This window comes from Empedobacter sp. UBA7620 (assembly GCF_002484185.1).
In the GTDB taxonomy this organism is placed as follows: Bacteria; Bacteroidota; Bacteroidia; order Flavobacteriales; family Weeksellaceae; genus Empedobacter; species Empedobacter falsenii_C.
On sequence record NZ_DLJI01000030.1, the window covers coordinates 1 to 18684 of the forward strand.

Sequence of the window (18684 nt, forward strand, 5' to 3'; positions counted from 1 at the left end):
GACTTATATAGAAGAACTGGCAATTTTGCAAGATCAGATTTGTATTAGTGCAGGAAAAAGAGGTTTACAAATTATTCTAAATCCCGAAGATTTAAAAAATTTAATTGAGGCTAAATTTGAAGATATTACACAATTTGATTCATAATTTATTTATTATTCAGAATAATTTTTTCTAAAATAGTTGGAAATTTTGCTTCATCTTCAAACGTCAAATCTGGATTCGCATACACAATAATTCCATTTTTATCAATCACATAAGTCGCTCTATTATTGTAACCTAAACGATTATAAGAATTATACAGCAACGAAATTGCATAATTCTCATCATTCAAATACGTAATATTATTTGTTCGCAAAGCTGATTTCCATAATTCTAACAACGGATTTGTAGAACTAGAAACTGCGTAACTTTTTACATTCTGCAACAATGGATTATGATCGATTAATTGAATTTGAGCAGCACAAGTCATTGCAGCTTTTGTATCAATCGAAGTAAAATCAGGCAAAATTTGTCCACTAAACGCCGCAGGATAAAACGTTAAAACTTTAAAAGTCGATTTATCATCCAAAAATTTCTCTGTTGAATTAGTCTTATAATTTGGGCCATTCAACATAAAATCTGGTGCTTTATCGCCTACTTTTAAGGTGTTATTATCTGTGATATTTACTTCTATGTTATCTATTTTAGACGTTCTTTTAATCAATCTTTCCAAAGGTTTTAGATGTTCGCCTTGCGCACGATAATCATTATCTCGCATCAAAATTTTATTGTTTTGATCCACTAGAAAAAGAATCGAACTTTCTACTAAAACATTGTTAGAATTTGACGTAGGAATTATACTCGATATTGAATTTTGCTTGAAAGGTTTCAAACCAATTTTATTGTAAACTTTTCCAGTTTCATCATAAATCACCTTCGTTCCATCCAACTTATTTTGGTTGGTCGTTTCATTAAAAGCAAACGTTTGTTGCGGTTCTTTACTCCATTTATCATCTTCATTTACAATATAAATCACATCAATTTTTGGAGAATTTTGAGACGAAAATGCCAAATTCTTTACAAAATAATAATTCAGCGAAGTTGTCATCATGCTCGCATACGGATTCGTTTTGTATAAACTTGGCGTAAATACAATAATTTTCAAGTTTGAAGATTGATTGATACTTTCAATTTTATTAATCGGAAACTGAGCACCAACATTCAAATTTTGAGCTTTTGTAAAACAAAAACCGCATATAATTAACACTATCGAATAGATTCGTAACATAAAATGTTTATTTTAAATAAACTAATATATAAAAACTACCACAAGATAACTAAAATTCTACTTTCTCAAAAAAACTATTCATTAAATTCTCATTAGAATTGACGATTAACTTTTGAAATTATCGAGTCTTTTTCGCAGTAAATCAGTTATCTTTGCGTTGATTTTAATTTAAAAATTACACAAATGGAATTCAATGTTAGCAATGCTTTGAAACAATTAAATAATAATTATTCAGAAGATAAAGCGTCAGAAATTATCGAAAACTTATTGTATAATTCGACTGATTTTTCTGATGAAGACCATGAAATAATCAATCAATTGGGAGATAAATTTCTACGAATTGCTGCACAAATTTTTGTGGAAGATTTGGCGTATGATTTCAATACTTTGGTGAATTATTGGGAAGCTTTTATTGGACAATTAACAGAAGAGCAATCTCAAAACTTATTGAATTTCGCGATCGAACAGACGGATACAGAATTTGTAGAGGATTTTATTATTGGATACCGAAAATTTTATTCAAATCCGAAAGAAAGTATTACGTTTTTCAATAAACTGAATGAAGACGAATTTTACGAAATTAAATTCTTCAAAGCACGTTGTTACGAGGTTTTAGGAGAAAATGAAAAAGCTGTGGAAGCTTATAATAATTACTTAAATTCTGCACATTTCAAAAAAGAAGAAAATGCTGAACAAGCTGCTGTAAACGAGTTTTATATCAGTCATAGCATTGCGCCTTTGTTGGTGAGCATGAAAAAATATGATGAAGCCAAAGTTTATTTTGATCGTGTTTTAGGTAATATCGAATTTGAAGATTATTTAGCTAATTTTGAAGGTTCTAATCAACAAGAAATCAAAAGTTTCTTGGAGGATTATGTCACAACTTTGGAAGAAACTGACGATAAAAAAACTGCTGAAACAATTTCAAAAAAAATAATGCAATATTTTTCTTAGAATTACAACATTCGAAAATATAGTATTGATTTTTTATAGAATACTCATAAATAGGTAGATTTAATATTTTATTAACATTAATATAAATCCTATCTATCTGAGTATAAAAAAATAAATATTAATTTATTTATCAAATTAAGAAATTCACCTACCTTTGTACTATAAATAATTTATTCATAGTTGTTAAGGATAATGAAGTTGATTTTCTGAAGAAGAATATCCTTAATCAAATAGAGTTTTTTTTATAGTATTTTTAGGTTGGTTAGTGGTTCAATGCAAGTTGAACCATTTTTTATTTCTTATAACCATAAGCGCAATGTCTGCAACCATTTTTGCAACATTTTCCTTTCTGATAATGGAAAAATTCTGTAAAAACCCAATACCCGTTTTCGATATAATAATGTATATGAGGAACAAATTCCGAAGGCATTGTTGGATGTGGATATTGTTGATCTAGTTCTACAAAATAATTCAGTTTTTCTATACAAGAATTGCACAAACATTTGTAATTCGTCTTCTTTAAAAACTCTTTTATTTCGTCTTTTATAACAATTGTAGTACAAGCACAATTCGCAATGTCATCTACCTTACACTCCATTGTTTCGTTACAACGCGAACAATTTTCGATCATTTTTTCGGATTATTTATTTGATTTTTGAAAATACGAAAAATTCATAAACTTATCTTAAATCATCTCATTGAAATTCTCTATAACCATCATAAATAAATAGTTATAAATTAATTCTATCTAGACATAAAAGAAATCATTTAAGAATAATTGATTTAAAGTCAAAACTTTAAGAAATTTGTAAAAGAATAAAAGATAGACATTATCATTATTCAATTAGTGTTTTTATAGTAGTTTTGATTGGTTAAAATCCTCGGAATAATTTTCCGAGGATTTTTATTTTTTTAATCTATCAATCAGTAAACCAATCACAAAACCGATAATCGATGGAGCAATCCAACCTAAATCGTATTCGAAAAATGGAATTTTGTTCAGATTTTCTATTGTCGATTCATCTAACTTTCCTAATAATTTTAATAATCCTAAAATTGCAATGATTGTAGACGCAATTAATGCAAAAATATAAGGTGTTTTACTTTTAATTGTTTTTCCAAACAACACTATATAAATAACTAACGTGATTGTAATTGGATATACGAAAGCCAAAGGTGGATATGCAAAATTAATAATTTCGTCTACACCTTTTATCGATAAACCAAACGAAATTATTGTACATAAAACCACTAAAACAGTGTAGCTTACTTTCCCGTTTGTTAAACGTCCGAAAAATGTACCTACCGCTGATGTTAATGCGATTGAAGTGGTAAGACAAGCAAACGCCATACATAGAGCAATTGCAATTAAACCATATTGCCCTAATGTATTTCGAGAAATTTCTATTAATAATTCGGCACGAGAAATTTCTGGATTTGTGATTCCAGAAGTAGCTCCCAAATAAATCAATCCACCATAAACAAATAACAAACAAGTCGTAGACAATAATCCTGATATGATTACAATTTGAGATTTACTTTTGGTATCTGTATATCCTTTATCTCGTGCAGCTGAAATAATAATTCCTGCAAATATAACAGAAGCTAAAACATCTAATGTTTGATAACCTTCTATAAAACCTTTCGAAAAAGATTGCATCATCGTTAAATCTGAAGGCAAAAAGTCAGCAGTTGGATGTATAATTCCGATTATAATTAACAATGCCAATAAAATCAACAAAACTGGAGTTAAATAATTCCCGATAACATCTACAACCTTTGATGGACGAATCGCTAAACCTAATGTTATAACGAAAAAAATTAATGATCCCCATATTGGATCTAATGTTGGAAAAAATGGCTTTAATCCCACTTCGAATGTTGTTGCCGCAGTACGTGGAATCGCAATTAACGGTCCAATACAAATCATAATAATTGTACCTAAAATAGCCGCCAAATGTTTGTTTACACGATGCCCTAAATCATTAAAATTATCACCCGAAAAAACAACAGATAAAATTCCAGTAAATGGCAATAAAATTCCAGTTAATCCAAATGCAATCATTGCTACAAAATAATGAGAGCCTACTTCCAATCCAATTAATGGAGGTAATAGAAGATTTCCTGCTCCAAAAAACATTGCAAACAACGCAAATCCAAGCGTTAAAATATTGGATAACTTTTTACTTTTCATATATTTAATAATTCTAACTGTTCTAAAAAAATGGTTTGCAAATTACTACAATTGCATTTTGAAGCCCTAAACTTAGTAGAATTATTCGATAAACACACTGCTTATTTACAAATTTGACAGTTTTGAATAATAATTTTTATATTTATTAAAATTTAAACTTCATAAATTATGAATGTTTTAATCATCGATATCATCAAATCTCAACTCATTTGAAATTTTATCTAAAGAGGCAATTCGTCTTTGTAAAATAGATTGATTGAAATATAAACAATCGCTAAAACATAAAAAATAATAGAATAATTAGCTGTTTTCTTATTAAAATATTTTTTTACAACACCATAAATAATGTAACCTATAATAATCAAAAATACAATGTTCGTTACTAAAATAAATAAGATGATAATTCCGAAGTAAACATTCATAATAGAAAATTATTAAGCTTTTAATTTTAAAATTTTTGCGATAATATTTATGAGATAAATATTAAACATCATAAAACAGATTGATATTGAAGGATATCCGAAAACGGCGAAAAGTATTATAATCAAACTAAAAAATAGCATTAAAACAACCGCTAAAAAAATCGAAAAATAATTTAGATAACTAAAACCTATCGTTTCTTCATCATCAAAATTAGTGTAGAATATTGCAGCAAAAAAATTGACTATAACTAAAAGAAACAATAAATAACCTAAAAACGGCAAATAAAAACTTAAATCATGAAATCCACGAATAATTGTTTCATCCAAAACAAAAGCCGCTGAAATACAAAGCCATGTAATGTTAGTCCAAGCAAATATTTGTCCAGAATTGGAGAAAATTTTTCCTAAAAACAACTCCGAAATCTTATCAATTTTCAAATAAAATGACATTGCAAATAAGCAAATCACAAGCTCTAAAATAAAAATAGAAAAGCTGAAAATTGTATCATTATTTTTAACCACAATATCCGTAAAGGAAATTGCCATCAGTACAAGACCGATGACAAAAATCCCTAAAAATAAGTGTGCAAATGTTATTTTGTTTTGTTCCATTCGATGTTTTTTGAATAGTACATTAAGATTGCAACAATGATAAACAACCCTATACTTCCTACTAATAACGCGTGTTCTTTGAGTTGTAAAACACTGTAAATAAATGTGTATAATAAGATTAACATTAATGTAATTTTGAATGCTAAACCAAATGATTTTAGGAGAGAATTAACGAAAAATGTTATCAATAAAATGGTTGCACCAGATGAAATAAAGTAAGCAATATCAAATCCTAAATATTCTGACAACGATAACAATAACACAAAATTGACACAGATTGCAAATCCAACTAACGCATATTGTACCAAGTGAATGTTGAAATTATTTCGGCTTTCGATAAAGAAAAATGCTACAAATGTTAATCCAATGAACAGAATCGCATATTTTGTCGAACGATATGTTTTGTCATAATGATCGTTCATCTGCAAGAAATTAACGCCAAAACTATAATCAGAAAAGTTAGAAGCGTCTTGCCAAATCTGTCCTTGCAAAGGATTTTGTTGATAAATAGACCATTTTACATTTGTTTTTCCATTCTTCGTTTCGGGATCAGAATTAGGTAAAAAATTTCCATCATATTTCAAATCTTTCCAATTTGTAGCCAAATCAACTTTTGTATTAATCGCAGATGGAATGATATTCAACATTTGAGAACCTTTCATCACCAAATTGATTGAAACTTGATTAAAATCGAATGTAGAAGGATCTATTTTTTGAGACATCATTTGCACAGGCATCACTTTTTTAGTGGTACTCACTTGTTCCAAATATTCTCCATTTTCTACTCTAACTTCTGGTTGAATAGTAATTGTAGAAGTTATATTATCCATATTCAATGGATAATTTTTGTTGTTAGATTGTACAATTACTTTGTTCTCATATCCTTTAGAATCAGAGATTCCAAAAACAATTTTAGTCGAAACTACATTTTCTGCACTTACTTCCACTTCATTAAGCATTTCGCTATAATTCTTAAATTTCGAATTGATATTCAGTTTCGAATTGTAAACTACTGCTTCATAAATACTACGACTTTTTAACTGCGTATCAATCGTTCCATTTATATTTAAATCATTAGCAGAAATATACTTTTTCACTTGTTGCTTCACAACTTTTCCTTGTCCATCATTTACATTTTCCATGTAAGTAACCTCGATAAAAGGACCATAAATCGTCTGTTTCCCACTCCATTTATCTGAAATTTCGGTAATTACTTTTTCCTTGTTTCCTTGTCGTTCTTCAATTAAATTTAATATGAACGGAATCGGAATTAAAAGTCCTAAAACTAAAAGACATACCAAAAATCCTTTTATCATTGTTTTGTTTTGTGAATAAACTGATTGATTTTCAGGTTGATATTCATTTTTTAAATCATTGTTTTCCATAAGTTTGAATTTTATTATTTATTTTAAAAAGTACTTTGTTTTTCAAAGTTCAAATGCAAAAAAAATTATTTTATATTCTTTATTAATTTTTCAAGATAGTTCAAATGCTCCTGAAAAGCTTGTTTTCCAAGTGCTGTTATCGAATAAGTTGTATTCGTTTTTCGACCTATAAATCCTTTGTGTACAGTAATATAATCGTTTTCTTCTAGGTTTTTTAAGTGCGAAGCCAAGTTACCATCAGTCAAATCTAAAAAGTCTTTCAAATCCTTAAAAGAAATTTCTTCATTCATGACCAAAGCACTCATAATTCCCACACGAATACGATTATCAAAGACTTTGTTTAATTTATTAAGATTAAAATCCATGTTGCAAATTTAAGCTTTGTAATCATATTTTCGTACCATCCAAATCCCAAAAATTAGATGTAAAAGCCCGAAACCGATAAACCAAAACAATAAACCATTGAAAATAAAATAGAAAGCCAATAACCCTAAAAATATTTCACACATTGCCAAATATTTTATTTCTACAATTGTGTCACGTTCTACCGTATACAAAGCTAAGCCGTAAAACAAAAGCGTTGCTGGAGCTACATAAGCAAAACTAAAATTATTGATAAAGATTAAACTTACTAATCCTCCAACGATTAAAACAAAAAGAAATTTACGCAATATTCGTTTTGTAACTGGATTTATAAATTTAACGCCGTCTTTTGCCGATTTTTTAGTCATAAAAAAGAAACCTCCAATACAAGCAATTATTAAAGTTACAATTCCTAAAATGAATAATTTAATCTCTAAATTTTTCATTAAAATAGGCGTCAATGTTCCTCTGTAATTTACTTGAAGCGCATCTTGTAAAATCAAAACATAAGCGATAAAAGCAGAAATCATTCCCACTACTCCAACCCAAACACCGCTCCATCCACTAATGCTTGTGAATTTTGAGGTGCGTTGCATCATCGATTTGATTTCGTTTAAACTTTCTACAGGATTATTTGTGCTCATATCAAAAGTACTTTGTAATTCAAAGTTAATATAAAAAATGATTCTACAAAATATTTTTTCAAAAAAAAATCCAATTTCTAAATGAAATTGGATTTTAAAATATAATGAATCAAATTATTCTTAAGGATTTGTAGACCACAAAGATGCTGATGCCAACATTGCACGTTTATCTAGTTTTAATAAATCGACAATTAATTGAGCAAAATCCTCTGGTTGTAACACTTTTTCTGGATCTCCGTCTGTGATTTTCAATACATCTTTTGACATTTCAGATGCAATTGTACTTGGAGTTAAGGTCGTAACTCGAATGTTTTTCTTTCTTAATTCGAACATCAACGATTCTGATAAACCTATCAATCCCGCTTTTGATGCTGAATAAGCAGAAGTAACTGCGTTTCCTTTTAATCCAGCCGTAGACGAAACATTAATAATATCACCGCTTCCTAATTCTACCATCGAAGGAATTACAGCTTTAGAAACATAATATGGTCCGAATAAATTTGTTCTTACAATCTCTTCCCAATCATTTTCTGGCATTTCCAAAAAACTTCCGAAAGCCGCTATACCAGCATTATTAATCAAAATATCAAACGCTCCAAAACTCTCAATTAAACGCTCAAGTTGCATTTTCACTTCAACTTTTTCGGCTACATTAAAAATGGAATAATCCGCTTTTACACCAAAACTTTTAATCTCTTCTACAGTTTCTTCTAATGTTTTTGTATTTCGTCCTGTCACAGCTACATTAACACCTTCTTTAGCCAATGCCAAAGCAACAGCTTTTCCTAAACCTCTACTACCTCCTGTGACTAATGCATTTTTTCCTTTTAAATCTTGCATAATTATTTTATAATTAGAATTTTACAATTTATTTTTTGAAGATTTTTTATAATTTTGAAGTACAAAGATAAACAACATAGATTTCTAGTGAAAATATTTTTTATCTACTTAATTATAAGTATTTTTATTCCTTAATTACACACTGAATGGATAAATATTTATTTTTTACTCTACTCCTTATCAACGTCCTCTCTTTTTTTTTATTCAAAATAGATAAAAAAAATTCAATTATTGGTAAAAGGCGTATTTCCGAGTTAGCACTTTGTTTTGTGACTTTGATTGGCGGGACAATAGGTTCTCTTATGTCAATGCAGATTTATCGTCATAAAACAAGAAAAAAGTCTTTTATTTTTAAAATAGTAATGATTATAGCAATACAATGTAGTATATTAATTTTTTTAGTTGATCGAATTTAATTGTTCTAAAATTTAAACCTACGAGCATCTTTTTTCTCAGCTTGTTGTTTCTTTTGATTCAATCTTTTTTGTTGAGAAGCTTTCGTAGGTTTAGTCTTTTTTCTAAACTTTGGAATAATCAATGCTTTTTCGACCAATTCTAACATTTTCTTTGTTGCAGATTCTTTATTGTCCAATTGAGAACGAGATTCTTGTGAATTGATTTGTAGAAATCCTTCTGAATTAATCTTATTTTTTAGCTTTTCTGTAATTAATGCTTTTTCTTCCTCCGAAAAAAACAGAGAAGATTCAATATTCCATTTTGCTAAAACCATTGTTTCAACTTTGTTTACATTTTGTCCTCCAGCTCCACTACTTCGTGCTGTTTTATATGTTATTTCAGAAGAAAAGTCTTTCATCACTTATTATTTTTATTGAATAAAATATGAGAAATCAAACAAATTAAAGTAAAAAATACGCCAACAGCAACCACTCCATTCCACTGAAATTTATCCCATGCATTTGCAGCAATAAATGTTCCTAAAGATCCACCAATAAAATAGCTCGTCATATAAACCGTATTCACTCGATTTCCTGCTTTAGCATCTAATCCAAAAATAATGGTTTGATTGGAAACGTGCATCGCTTGCAAACCTAAATCGATTAAAATTACGCCTACAATTAATCCCCAATATGTATAACCAAATTCATAGAAAAATCCCCAAGAAATTAACATAATGATGATGGAGTAAAGGATAATTTTTGAGGTCGACAAAACTTTTGAAACTCTACCAACTAACGCTGCTGCCAATGCTCCTACTGCACCAATTAATCCAAATGCTCCAGCGACATCGCTTCCAACAAAAAAAGGTGCTTCTTCTAAGTGAAAAACCAATGTTGTCCAAAATGCACTAAATGCTGCAAAACCTGTAGCTCCGCGAAAAGAAGCTAATCTTAATTGTGGTTGAGTCTTTACTAAATCTACAATCGATTTCATCAAATTACCATAAGTTCCTTTGAAATTTGGCTGTATTTCTGGTAAAAATATATAGATGAATATCCATAGTACAAACATTAAAATTGCACCTATCAAATAAACTTCTCGCCATCCTAAATATTCGCCAATAAAGCCACTAAAAACGCGAGAAAGTAGAATACCAACAAGCAAACCACTCATAACCATTCCGACAGCTTGTGCTTTTTTTTGAGGTTCTGCTAATTCAGATGCCATTGGCACAAAAACTTGCGGAATAACTGAGGTGAAACCGATTAGAAAACTTAATGGAAAAAGCCAACTTACGGATGGTGCGAAATACATTCCCAAAAGAGCTGCAATTATAAAAACAAAATCGATTAAAATCATTCGTTTTCGTTTCAATAAATCTCCTAAAGGAATAATAAATAACAATCCACACGCATAACCTATTTGTGTTAGCATTGCAATATTAGATACTTTACTTTCGGAAACATTAAAGTCTTTTGCAATTAATGACAATAAGGGCTGATTGTAATAATTATTCGCCACAACCAAACCACTTCCAATAATCATTATCCATAAAATGATTGGAGTTAATCTGGGTTTCATTTGTAAATTTTCCATTCTAATATTCGCTTGCTTCGGTCAAAAGTTTCACATCATCATGAGATAATTGTACATTTACTGCTTCTACAAAAGCATCAAGATGTTGTTCCTTAGTTGCACTCGCAATAGGAGCTACAACTGTTTTCTGATCCATTAACCAAGCCAAAGCAACTGCCGAATAAGAAATATTATATCGTGTAGAAATAGTTTGTAAAGCGTCCAAAATTTTAAATCCTCTTTCGTTCAAATATTTTTTGATTCCTTGCCCGCGCAAACTTTGTTGTAAATCTTCTTCAGTTTTATATTTACCTGATAAAAAACCACTCGCTAAACTGTAATAAGGAATAACAGCTAAATTATATTTCTCTGCAACAGGCTGCAAAAATTCTTCAAAATGCTGACGATCATACAAATTATATTCAGGTTGTAAAGTTTTGTATTGCGGTAAATTGTAAAGTTCTGATTTATCCAACGATTCAATCAATCGTTCTGAAGAAAAATTAGACGCACCAATATATCTCACTTTCCCTTCTTTTATCAATTGATTATAAGCCGATAAAGTTTCTTCAACAGGTGTATTTATATCATCATAATGTGTTTGATACAAGTCGATATAATCTGTTTGTAAACGGATAAGTGATTCTTCTACTTCTTTTAAGATATGAGCTTTTGTAGTATTTGGCTTATCTTGAATCATATTTCGTCCACCAACTTTCGTTGCCAAAACGATTTGATCTCTCACTCCTCTCGATTTTAACCAATTTCCAATAATTCTCTCAGATTCTGTTCCGACATTGCCTTCAATCCAATACGAATAGTTATTTGCAGTGTCTATCGCATTAAATCCTCTATCCAAAAATCCATCTAAAATTCGAAAAGATTCTTCTTCATTCAATGTCCAACCAAAAACATTTCCTCCGAAAAAAATTGGTTTTATCTCTAAATCTGTATTTCCTAATTGTACATTTTTCATGGGTATAAAGATAAAAAAAAGCTACTTTGCAGTAGCTTCTTGTTGTAAAATTTTTTGACTCACACGTCGAAAAATGTAACTTTTAAGATACTTTATGGTGTCTTCATAGGTTTAGAAAACAAAGCATCAAAGTTTAATACTTAGTTTGAAATCGATACTGCAAATATATATACTGAATAATATCTATCATTAAAATAGAGTTTAGATTTCGTTAATTCACGTTTCAGCAAGGTGAATTGTAAATTTATTCAGGTGAAATTTTAATCAACTTTCAAAATCATTCGAACTTTTGTTCCTTTTTCATGAAAATCTATAAAAATATTTTCTTCAATATTATGATTAAGCAATCGTAAACGCTCATTAATTATTTTAAGTGCTTTCGAATCGTGAGTTTTATTTTGCGTAATTTGTGTTGTATTTCCCTTTCCATTATCTTCAATAATTATTTCTAAATAATCACTTTTTAATCTAATAATCAATTTGATAATCGGTTGTAAATGATTTTGATCAAATGCGTGAACAAAAGAATTTTCGATAATTGGCTGAATCAACATTGGCGGAATTTTGATACGATAAATATCCAATTGGCTATCAATTTGAACATCAAATTCTATTTTATTTTTCCATCTAAAATTCTCAACTTCAACATATAATTTCAAGAAATCAATTTCGTCTTTCAAACTAATTTCATCTTTTGTTGAAAGATTTAACATCTGACGAATCAAGTGAGAAAAACGTCCCAACGAATTTAACGCATTATCAATATCATTATCCAAAATATAAAACTGAATAGAATTCAACACATTGAAAATAAAATGCGGATTCATTTGCGATTGTAAGGCTGTTAACTTCGTTTCGGTTAATTGTCGCTCTAATTGCAAACGTTGATTTTCTTGTGTATTTTTCTCATTTAATTGACTAATTTTTAATTGATTAAATTTATTTAACGTCTTGATTTTATTTGTATTATAACGATAAATAATTAATCCTAAAGTTAAGACTGACAACAAAATAAAATAAATGTTCAAGTAAAAAGGTTCGTCAACATTCAACGAAACCAAATCAATAATTTGTTTTTGTCCGTTGCTTGTATCTGTTATTTCTAATTGAATACGATATTTACCATATGGTATATTCCGCAAATAAATAGATGGGTTATAAAAATACTCGTTCCACTTTTCATCAGGATTTACACGATATCTGTACTTATAACTTTGAGCGAAATTTGCATCAACCACAGCAAAATTTAGTGTAATATTGTTCTCATTATTTTTTAAATTCAAATCTTTATCAATCAAATCAAACCACATAAATTTATCTATCCCAAAAGATTCATCATTAATTTTAAAACTTGTAATAATAATCTCTTTCGACTGATTTTTTTGCTTTAATAAATTCTCAAGATTTAACTTATAATATCCATTTTCAACACCAATTGTAGCCGTTTTTCCGTCAAAAATAGAAGAATGTATATCCTTATTCACAAAACCTTGTTCATTGCCAATCATATATGTTTTACCATTATTGAAAACGAGTAAATTACGATTGGTTCCGATTAAAATTGAGTTCCCAAAAATGTCAATTGAACTAATATTTTCTCCACCAATTTCACGAATATTAATTACTTTTTTTGTGATTAATTCATCTCCTTTTATCTCTAAAATATAAACTTTCGCAAATTCTGTTGCAACCAACAACTGATTATCTCCAACGCATTTTATCATTTTAATTTTAGATTCTTTAAACTGATTATTTTGCAAATACGAAATAAAATTTTCATTTTCATACTTGAATAATCCATCTAAAGAAGATCCAAAAAATACAGCTTTTTTATTTTGACAAATCGAAACAACATCTTTCGGTACATTGGCTTGTGCAGCAGAATATGAGTGATATTTTAGGTTATTCAAATCATCAAAAACTAAAATTCCACCAAAAGGATTTGTCTGAATAAATTGATTATTAAAATACGTAAATTGACTTGTTCGATTAGGTAAATAATCTTTGAATTCTCCATTAAAATCTAACTCGAAAAGTCCTAAATTAGTTGCTATAATGAATGAATTGTGACGGATAATCATTTTATAAAAACGAAGGTTTTTTTCTTTCAAATCAAAATCTATTTCATAAAAATCTTTATTCGATTGACTTAAAAAATCTTTGAATTTTGACTTATTTCGAAGCATATATTGATAAAAAGCATCTCTCTTTATCTGCTTATTAAATACATTGTTCTCCTGAAAATAAAGACCTTCTGGCGTTAAAAAATATTGTGTATTTTCAACTTTTAGAATTTCAATGACTTTTTTATTATCAATCGTAGAAAAATCTAAAAAATGATTAAAATGAACTTCAAAAAGTCCTTTATCAGCACTTCCTACATAAATTAAATCATCCGTTTTACTACTAAAAACTCGATATGGATAATCCGAAGTGATTTTAAAATTTTCTGTTTGATCTGTTATTTTATTATTCTTTAACTCCGCAACCATACCATTTCCCGCACCCGTTTCGTAACCAGCTAATAAAAGAGAATGACGTTTATCTGAAATGTTGTGATTTCTAAAAACTGGAAAATCATACGTTTTAAAATTCAATTTTTTATTCAAGAAATCGTTTATCGGAATAACATTAAGACCTTTAGACGATGACAAATACAAATCATTATTATACAAAAAACTATAATTAATTCGATTGAAAGGATTGACCAACTTCAACTTATCACGATGAACTTCATAAACACCATGATCGATTGTTGCAACATAAACTTTATTTTGATATTCGAAAAAAGACACCGCTTCGAACACAATATTGTTATTTTTTTCGAAAGAAGGATTGTAAATTTTCTTTGATTTTGTATCAATAATCGAAACGCCTCCTTGCGCAGCAACATATATTAAATCATCTAAATAAAATAAATTTCGAACGCGATCCGAAACCAACCCTTTCGCTGTATTAATTTGTTCAAAACGTTGACCTGTAAATTTCAATATTCCTTGTCCATAACTTCCAAACCAAACATTATGCTGTCTATCTTCTATTATTGTCCAAACATTATTGTATTGTACTTTCTCGAAGCGTTTCATCATTTTGAAATTATCCATGTCTTTCACAAACACGCCAAAACGAGTTCCAACCCATAAAATTTTTCGAGAATCTTTGTAGACACTCAAAATCTCATTGGCAGGCAAACCATTTTCGTACGTGTATTGTTTTGTCAAAACATATTGCGCAGAAAGTTGATGAGAGCAAAGAAATAAAAGAAGTAAAAAAATGAAGTTACGCAACCACATTCGATAAAATTTTATACCCCAAAGAAGTCACAGGCAGATTTGATTCGCCGTCTTTTGGATGACAATTAAGAATCAATAAATTGTTTCGTTTATCAAATTTTTTAGCAAAATTAATATTGACTAAATATGATCTATTAACACGAAAAAAATTGGTTTGATCAATCAAGTTTTCTACCTCTTTCAGCGTTTTAGTTACCATGTACGCCTCTTTTTCGGTAAAAATTGTACAATAACTATCATCCGCTTTGCAGTAAATAATATCTTCAATTTTCAGTACCAAAACCTCTGTTATAGATGGAATAAAAATAATTCCATGTTCATTTTTGAAAACATCTTTCAGATTATCAGTTTCTACCTCATCTTCAAAATCATCTGCAATATTGATAATCTCTTTCGAGGTTTTTGTTTGATTTTGACGTTCTACAAAACGATTCAATAATACTTTAAGGTCAGAAATTGAAATAGGTTTCATCAAATATCCCAAACATCCCCATTGATTTACGGCTTCTAAAATATAGTCTGAATGAGCTGTTGTAAAAATGACATCAAACGTAATATCATCAAAATAATCAAATAATTTAAACCCAAATTCCTCTGGCATCTGAATATCCAAAAAAACTATATCTGGTTGATTTTCCTTAATTTTTTCAACACCTTCTTTTACAGAATTCGCAGTATCAATGGAAACAAAAAAATCTGGCAAAGCATGTTGAATAATTTTCTTTAACCCTTGTTGAGCAAAGTGTTCATCGTCTATAATAAGAGCTTTGTAATGATTCATTTGAGTTTAATTTGTACAAATATAAACTAAAAAAGGATGCTCCGTAGAACATCCTTTGATTATGATTGAAGTAATATTTTTAAACTCTTTTCGATTTTAATTGTAAAAAGATTGCTGCAATTATTGATCCGACCGAAGCCATAATAAAGCCAACCCACAATTGTGAATTAAATCCTAATCCCATTGCAATCGGAATTCCTCCTAAAAATGCACCTAAAGCATTTCCGATATTAAAACTTGCTTGACCAGCCGCTGCGGCTAAAGTTTCAGATCCTTTTCCATTATTAATCAACATCATTTGAATTGGGGAACCAATTGTAAACGCAATTAATCCTGTAATAAACGACATGATATAAGCCATTATTTGTATATGAGAAGTGAAATAAACAATCACTAAACAAACCGCCATCGACGCAAAAGAGATGATTGCAGCTTTATTTGGTGACATGGTATCTGCCAATTTTCCACCTATAAAATTACCGACAAACATTCCTAAACCAATCAAAGTCATAATTATTGGAACTTTTGTTTTAGGTAAATCTGCCACATTTGTCATTAATGGAGAAATGTAACTTATCCACGCAAATAATCCTGAAGTTCCAATAGAAATCATCACAATTAATACCCAAGCTTCCCATTTTTTGAAAAAACTTAATTGTTCTACTAAACTTCCTTTGTTTGTATTTTTAAGATTCGGAACCCAAAGAGAAATCGCTAACATCGTGATTAATCCTAAACTTGCAATAATCCCAAATGTTAATCGCCACGAAAAAACTTGTCCTAATTTTGTTCCTAATGGAACACCGACCAAATTCGCAAACGTTAATCCTGCAAACATAATCGAAATAGCTTGCGCTTCTTTTCCTTTTGTTGCTAATTGTGCTGCCACAACAGATCCTACTCCAAAAAACGCTCCGTGAGGCAAACCAGACATAAAACGAGCAATTAATAAGGTATTGTAACTTGGTGCAATAACAAAAAGTGAGTTAAAAATAGTAAACAATAACATAAAAAAGATCAATACTTTTTTTGGCGAATATTTACTTGTAGCCATAATCAATGTTGGAGCTCCAACCATTACGCCCATTGCGTACATTGATATAAAATTCCCTGCTGTTGGAATTGAAATATTCAAATCTTTTGCAAAATCTTCTAAAACTCCCATCATCGAAAATTCCGTCATTCCGATGGCTAAACCTCCCATTGCTAAGGCAAGTAAACTCTTTTTTACCATTTATTCTTCTATTCTTCGTATAATTCTATCGGCAAACCATCGGGATCTTCAAAAAAAGTGAACTTCTTTTGCGTGTATTCATCCACACGAATTGGCTCTACCGTTACATTCAACTGCGTTAGTTTTTCTACTTCATTTTCTATATTTCCCACAGCAAAAGCAATATGTCTCAATCCAGAAGCTTCTGGTCGAGAAACACGTTTTGGGGGATTAGGAAAAGAAAATAATTCGATGCAGTAATAATTTTGCAAAGCTAAATCTAATTTATAAGAATCACGTTCTTTTCTATAAACTTCTTGCACAATTTCGAAACCTAAAATTTCTGTGTAAAAATGTTTTGATTTTTGATAATCTGAACAAATAATTGCAATATGATGGATTTTTTTTAATGCTAACATGGTTTATGCGTAATGATTATTTTTTGCTCTTTCATATTGTGGCAACCACTTAATATCTTCTTCTAACTCTTTTGCAGCACACAATGCAAAATATGGATCACGTAATAATTCTCTTCCTAAAAATATTAAATCAGCTTCATTATTTTGAAGAATTTCTTCGGCTTGTTTTGGTTCAAAAATTAATCCAACAGCTCCAGTAATTATTTCAACTTGATTTTTAATTTCATTTGCGAATGGGACTTGATAATTTTTTTTGACATCAATTTTTTGATGACTCACTCCACCTCCAGACGAAACATCAATCACTTCTACTCCATTTTGTTTTAATATTTTACACAATTCAATTGTTTCATCTAAATTCCAACCATTTTCTGCCCAATCCGAAGCTGACAAACGAATCCAAAGTGATTGAGTTGTAATATATTTTTGCATTTCTTCAACAATTTCCAACACAAAACGAATTCTATTCTCGAAACTTCCACCATATTCATCTGTTCTATTATTGATTAAAGGCGAAAGAAATTGATGAACCAAATAACCATGCGCACCATGAATTTCTAAAATTTCAAAACCAGCTTTTATAGCACGATCCGTTGCTTTTCCCCATTCTTTTACAACATCTTTAATTTCAGAAATTGTTAATTGATGTGGAATTTCATCCGATTCATTAAAAGGTAAATTAGAACTCGAAACTGTTTTCCAGCCATTTTTTTCGTCAGATTTTATTTGATTGTGTCCCAACCAAGGTTTTTCTGTACTTGCTTTTCTTCCTGCATGCGCTAACTGAATCCCAGGAACGCAATTGTATTTTTTGATTTCGGAAGTTAATTTTTGATACGCTTCGATATGTTCATCTTTCCAAATTCCTAAATCACCATACGAAATTCGACCTTCTGCAACAACTGCTGTTGCTTCTTGTATAATTGCCGAAACATTGCCCACAGCACGCGAAACATAATGCTGAAAATGCCAATCATTTGGAAAACCATCTTCCGAAGAATATTGGCACATTGGCGACATAATAATTCTATTTTTTAATGAAATAGATTCATTTATATTGATTGATTCAAATAATTTGCTCATTACTTGTTTTTTTTGACTTGATTAATTTGGAATAAAATTCGTGAATTTGATTGATTTCTTAAAATGATTCAGCTTAAAAATTGTTTAAATTTTAATCTTTCATAAAAATTAAAAAAGCTTGAAAACACGTAAAATCACAAATAATTTTAACAATTTATTTAAAACTGACAAAAAACATGAATTTAAAAAAATCTAATAATCAATCCGATATCATAGTAAATATCTAAGGTTCAGAATAATTTTTAATAAATCTTTCATTGTTT

At 29.4% G+C, this 18684-nt stretch carries 19 protein-coding genes; 2 read left to right on the forward strand and 17 right to left on the reverse strand.

The window, feature by feature from the left end; genetic code table 11:
• Window positions 1–146: 146 nt before the first annotated feature.
• Window positions 147–1268: a redoxin domain-containing protein gene (locus tag B2217_RS06170; protein WP_280046227.1), complete on the reverse strand. Its 1122-nt coding sequence runs from the start codon at window positions 1266–1268 to the stop codon at window positions 147–149.
• A 183-nt stretch (window positions 1269–1451) separates the two neighbouring features.
• On the opposite strand from B2217_RS06170, the gene B2217_RS06175 reads away from it, so the two are divergent.
• Window positions 1452–2222, forward strand: coding sequence for a hypothetical protein (locus B2217_RS06175; RefSeq protein ID WP_180904583.1), 771 nt, complete (start codon window positions 1452–1454; stop codon window positions 2220–2222).
• Window positions 2223–2514: 292 nt separating this feature from the next.
• Here B2217_RS06175 and B2217_RS06180 read toward each other — a convergent pair whose 3' ends face one another.
• The 8 genes from B2217_RS06180 to B2217_RS06215 all read right to left on the reverse strand — a co-directional run bounded on the left by B2217_RS06180 (window position 2515) and on the right by B2217_RS06215 (window position 8682).
• On the reverse strand, window positions 2515–2853 hold the full coding sequence (locus B2217_RS06180; RefSeq protein ID WP_180904584.1) for a cysteine-rich CWC family protein: 339 nt from the start codon (window positions 2851–2853) through the stop codon (window positions 2515–2517).
• A 273-nt stretch (window positions 2854–3126) separates the two neighbouring features.
• Window positions 3127–4416, reverse strand: a complete 1290-nt coding sequence (gene brnQ, locus B2217_RS06185; RefSeq protein WP_180904585.1) for a branched-chain amino acid transport system II carrier protein — start codon at window positions 4414–4416, stop codon at window positions 3127–3129.
• 221 nt (window positions 4417–4637) lie between these two features.
• Complete coding sequence (locus B2217_RS06190) at window positions 4638–4838, reverse strand: hypothetical protein (protein WP_180904586.1); 201 nt, start codon at window positions 4836–4838, stop codon at window positions 4638–4640.
• Window positions 4839–4850: 12 nt separating this feature from the next.
• Window positions 4851–5450 carry a hypothetical protein gene (locus B2217_RS06195; RefSeq protein WP_180904587.1) on the reverse strand — a complete coding sequence of 200 codons (600 nt, stop codon included), beginning with the start codon at window positions 5448–5450 and terminating at the stop codon, window positions 4851–4853.
• Complete coding sequence (gene creD, locus B2217_RS06200) at window positions 5432–6835, reverse strand: cell envelope integrity protein CreD (protein ID WP_291122207.1); 1404 nt, start codon at window positions 6833–6835, stop codon at window positions 5432–5434. The genes B2217_RS06195 and creD overlap by 19 nt, the downstream gene beginning before the upstream one ends.
• A gap of 65 nt (window positions 6836–6900) precedes the next feature.
• Window positions 6901–7200, reverse strand: coding sequence for a winged helix-turn-helix domain-containing protein (locus B2217_RS06205; protein WP_038331250.1), 300 nt, complete (start codon window positions 7198–7200; stop codon window positions 6901–6903).
• A gap of 9 nt (window positions 7201–7209) precedes the next feature.
• Window positions 7210–7842 carry a hypothetical protein gene (locus tag B2217_RS06210; RefSeq protein ID WP_291122208.1) on the reverse strand — a complete coding sequence of 211 codons (633 nt, stop codon included), beginning with the start codon at window positions 7840–7842 and terminating at the stop codon, window positions 7210–7212.
• A 120-nt stretch (window positions 7843–7962) separates the two neighbouring features.
• Window positions 7963–8682, reverse strand: coding sequence for a 3-ketoacyl-ACP reductase (locus B2217_RS06215; RefSeq protein ID WP_180904591.1), 720 nt, complete (start codon window positions 8680–8682; stop codon window positions 7963–7965).
• Between the two features lie 146 nt (window positions 8683–8828).
• On the opposite strand from B2217_RS06215, the gene B2217_RS06220 reads away from it, so the two are divergent.
• Window positions 8829–9098: a DUF1294 domain-containing protein gene (locus B2217_RS06220; protein ID WP_115000878.1), complete on the forward strand. Its 270-nt coding sequence runs from the start codon at window positions 8829–8831 to the stop codon at window positions 9096–9098.
• A 5-nt stretch (window positions 9099–9103) separates the two neighbouring features.
• Here the strand turns inward: B2217_RS06220 and arfB are convergent, their stop codons facing one another.
• The 8 genes from arfB to B2217_RS06260 form a co-directional block, all read right to left on the reverse strand.
• On the reverse strand, window positions 9104–9496 hold the full coding sequence (gene arfB / locus B2217_RS06225) for an alternative ribosome rescue aminoacyl-tRNA hydrolase ArfB (protein WP_180904592.1): 393 nt from the start codon (window positions 9494–9496) through the stop codon (window positions 9104–9106).
• Window positions 9496–10662, reverse strand: coding sequence for an MFS transporter (locus B2217_RS06230; protein WP_244957945.1), 1167 nt, complete (start codon window positions 10660–10662; stop codon window positions 9496–9498). Before B2217_RS06230 ends, arfB begins: the two co-directional genes overlap by 1 nt.
• Window positions 10663–10678: 16 nt before the next feature.
• Entirely contained in the window at window positions 10679–11632 is a 954-nt protein-coding gene (locus B2217_RS06235; RefSeq protein WP_180904594.1) for an aldo/keto reductase, read from the reverse strand.
• Between the two features lie 260 nt (window positions 11633–11892).
• Window positions 11893–14925 carry a sensor histidine kinase gene (locus B2217_RS06240; protein WP_180904595.1) on the reverse strand — a complete coding sequence of 1011 codons (3033 nt, stop codon included), beginning with the start codon at window positions 14923–14925 and terminating at the stop codon, window positions 11893–11895.
• Window positions 14912–15706 (reverse strand): LytR/AlgR family response regulator transcription factor, encoded by a 795-nt coding sequence (locus B2217_RS06245; protein WP_180904596.1) that lies wholly within the window; start codon window positions 15704–15706, stop codon window positions 14912–14914. The genes B2217_RS06240 and B2217_RS06245 overlap by 14 nt, the downstream gene beginning before the upstream one ends.
• 79 nt (window positions 15707–15785) lie before the next feature.
• Window positions 15786–16940: an MFS transporter gene (locus tag B2217_RS06250; RefSeq protein WP_038331221.1), complete on the reverse strand. Its 1155-nt coding sequence runs from the start codon at window positions 16938–16940 to the stop codon at window positions 15786–15788.
• Window positions 16941–16948: 8 nt separating this feature from the next.
• Window positions 16949–17338, reverse strand: coding sequence for a VOC family protein (locus B2217_RS06255; protein WP_180904597.1), 390 nt, complete (start codon window positions 17336–17338; stop codon window positions 16949–16951).
• Window positions 17339–17341: 3 nt separating this feature from the next.
• Window positions 17342–18421: an NADH:flavin oxidoreductase/NADH oxidase gene (locus B2217_RS06260; RefSeq protein ID WP_180904598.1), complete on the reverse strand. Its 1080-nt coding sequence runs from the start codon at window positions 18419–18421 to the stop codon at window positions 17342–17344.
• Window positions 18422–18684 lie beyond the last annotated feature (263 nt).